This window comes from Corallococcus terminator, from assembly GCF_003611635.1.
Lineage (GTDB): Bacteria > Myxococcota > Myxococcia > Myxococcales > Myxococcaceae > Corallococcus > Corallococcus terminator.
Map to the genome: position 1 here is coordinate 1 of NZ_RAVZ01000571.1, position 3,103 is coordinate 3,103.

The 3,103-nt window shown below is 68.3% G+C and carries 3 protein-coding genes and 1 pseudogene; all 4 read left to right on the forward strand.

From position 1 onward, the window contains the following. Positions 1–194: pseudogene (locus tag D7V88_RS40155) on the forward strand (hypothetical protein); the annotation flags it as partial. 35 nt (positions 195–229) lie between these two features. Next, positions 230–1,372, forward strand: coding sequence for an acyl-CoA dehydrogenase (locus D7V88_RS40160; protein ID WP_120545781.1), 1,143 nt, complete (start codon positions 230–232; stop codon positions 1,370–1,372). A gap of 8 nt (positions 1,373–1,380) precedes the next feature. Next, positions 1,381–1,863 carry an AgmX/PglI C-terminal domain-containing protein gene (locus tag D7V88_RS40165; RefSeq protein ID WP_120545782.1) on the forward strand — a complete coding sequence of 161 codons (483 nt, stop codon included), beginning with the start codon at positions 1,381–1,383 and terminating at the stop codon, positions 1,861–1,863. A gap of 19 nt (positions 1,864–1,882) precedes the next feature. After that, the gene (locus D7V88_RS40170; protein ID WP_120545783.1) at positions 1,883–3,028 is read left to right on the forward strand and encodes an acyl-CoA dehydrogenase family protein; all 1,146 of its coding nucleotides are present in this window, start codon (positions 1,883–1,885) and stop codon (positions 3,026–3,028) included. The last annotated feature ends 75 nt before the right edge of the window (positions 3,029–3,103 follow it).

Below are 3,103 nucleotides of genomic sequence, written 5' to 3' on the forward strand. Positions count from 1 at the left end.
GGGTGGGCCTCACCTACGACCTGATTGAGCGGCACCGGGACACCCAACCCTGGACGGTGTCGGTGGTGGTGCGCCGGACGTGGACGGACGCGGGCGCTCGCACGGACGTGTCCCTCGACGTGACGGTGCCCCTGGCGATGTTCTTCGGGACCCGGATTCCTGCCCCCGAGGATGCCGGGCCTTCTTCGAAGTAGCCCCAGGGCGGGGCCCATACTATGGAAGTCCCACCATGAACTTCGAGCTGACCGACATCCAGCGCGAGATCCAGCGCCTGTGCCGCGAGTTCGCCGCCAAGGAACTCACCCCCAACGCCCGCAAGTGGGACGAACAGCACGCGTGGCCCTCGGACGCGGTGAAGAAGCTGGCGGAGCTTTCGCTCCTGGGCATCGCCGTGCCGGAGGAGTTTGGCGGCGCGGGCCTGGACAACGTCTGTTACTCCATCGCGATGGAGGAGATCAGCCGCGGCTGTGCCTCCACCGGCGTGATCATGAGCGTGAACAACTCGCTCTACTGCGATCCGATCTCCAAGTTCGGCACCCCCGAGCAGAAGGAGCAGTTCCTCAAGCCCTTCGCCAGCGGTGAGAAGCTCGGCTGCTTCGGCCTCACGGAGCCGGAGGCCGGCAGCGACGCGGCCGCCCAGAAGACCGTGGCCGTGAAGCGCGGTGACGAGTACGTCATCAACGGCTCCAAGAACTGGATCACCAACGGCCCCAAGGCCGACGCCATCGTGCTCATCACGATGACCAACCGCGAGGCGGGCAACAAGGGCATCACCGCCTTCCTCGTGCCCACCAACACGCCCGGCTTCACCCGCGCGGAGCCCGACAAGAAGATGGGCATCAGCGCCGCCTGGTCCTGCTCCATGTTCTTCGAGGACATGCGCGTGCCGGAGAAGTACCGCCTGGGCAAGGAGGGCGAGGGCTTCAAGGTCGCCATGTCCACGCTGGACGGTGGCCGCATCGGCATCGCGTCGCAGGCGCTGGGCATCGCGCGCGCGGCCTTCGAGGAGGCGGTGCGCTACTCGGGCGAGCGCAAGACGTTCGGCAAGCCCATCCGCGACCACCAGGCCATCCAGTTCATGATCGCTGACATGGCCATGGAGATCGACGCGGCCCGCCTGCTGGTGTGGCGCGCGGCGCTCATGAAGGACAAGGGCCAGCGCCACAGCCCGGAGAGCGCCATGGCCAAGCTGTACGCCAGCGAGATGGCCAGCCGCGTGGCCAACAAGGCCCTGCAGATCCACGGTGGCATGGGCTACAGCAAGGAAATGGACGCCGAGCGCCACGTGCGCGACGCGCGCATCACCGAAATCTACGAGGGGACGAGCGAGATCCAGCGCATCGTCATCTCCGCCAACCTGCTCAAGGAGTAGTCCCCGTCATGAAGCGCGCGCTCCTCCCCGTGCTGATGCTGCTCGTGGCCCCGTCCGTGGCCACCGCGCAGGGCACGTCCTCCAAGAAGAAGCCGGCGGCGACGAAGCCCGCCCCGGAAGCCACCCCGTCGGACGAGGCTCCCAAGAAGCCCGCGCCGAAGGATGACGGCCTGGACGTCAGCAAGCTGCCCTTCACCCCGGACTCCATCCGGCAGGTGATGGTGCACAACGCCCCTCGTATCCAGGAGTGCTACGAGAGCCACATGGTGGAGAAGGACAAGAAGGTGGAGGGCAAGCTCATGACCACCTTCACCATCACCGCCGAGGGCGCCGTGCGCAGCGCGAAGGTGGACAAGGTCCAGAGCACGCTGAAGGACGCGGGGCTCAACGACTGCGTGGTGTCCGTCCTCATGGTGCTGGACTTCCCCCGGCCTCCGGACGGGCGCGACCACCCCATCGAGTACCCCATCAACCTCAAGGCCGTCGAATAACAACAGGACACCCGCGCCCGTGAACTTCGACCTCACCGAGACCCAGACGCTCATCCGCGACACCGCGCGCAAGTTCGCGAAGGAGCGGGTGGCGCCCAAGGCCCGCGCCGCGGACCGCGCGGAGCACTTCGACCCGGAAGTCTTCAAGGCGCTGGCGGAGGTGGGCCTGCTCGGCGTGAACCTGCCGTCCCAGTACGGCGGCGCCGAGGCAGGCGTCGTCTCCTACGCCCTGGCCATGATGGAGATGGCCGCCGCGGATGCCTCCGTGTCCGTGGCCATGGCCGTCACCAACATGTGCGCGGAGCTCATCCACGCCGTGGGCACCGACGCGCAGCGGGAGAAGTTCGTCACGAAGCTCACCTCCGGTGAGGCCATCGTCGGCGCCTTCGCGCTGTCCGAACCGCACGCGGGCTCCGACCCCGGCGCCATGCTCACCACCGCGGTGAAGCGCGGCGACAAGTACGTGATCAACGGCAGCAAGCAGTGGATCACCTCCGGCGCGTACGCGGGCGTGATGGTCGTCTGGGCCCGCACGGGCGCCGCCGGCAACAAGGGTCTGTCCTGCTTCATCGTGGAGGGCGGCAGCAAGGGCCTCCACGTGGGCAAGCACGAGGACAAGATGGGCCTGCGCGCGTCCAACACCGTGGGGCTCACCTTCGAGGACTGCGAGGTCCCCCTGGACAACCTCCTGGGCAAGGAGGGCGACGGGTTCCGCCTCGCGATGATGGCGCTGGACGGTGGCCGCATCGGCATCGCGGCGCAGGCGTGCGGCGTGGGCCGGGCGGCGCTGGAAGCGACCGTGTCCTACACCAAGGACCGCAAGGCCTTTGGCCAGGCCGTGGCGGACCTCCAGGGCCCGCGCTTCATGATGGCGGACATGCGCACCCAGTTGGACGCGGCGGAGCTGCTCACCCTGCGCGCGGCGGCCCTCAAGGAGGCAAAGCAGCCGTTCACCCGCGAGGCCTCCATGGCGAAGCTGTTCGCCAGCGAGATGAGCAACAAGGTGGCCGACAAGGCCGTCCAGCTCCACGGCGGCTACGGCTACATCGACGAGTTCCCTGTCGAGCGGTACTTCCGCGACGCCCGCGTGCAGACCATCTACGAGGGCACCAGCGAGGTGCAGCGCGTGGTCATCGCCCGCGAGACGTTCCGACAGCAGGGGTAGGGCAGGGGGCGCCTTGCGCTCCATTCCCGCCTCGGGCCCCTGGCGCTCCGCCCTCTCCACACCGGGCGGGCGGGC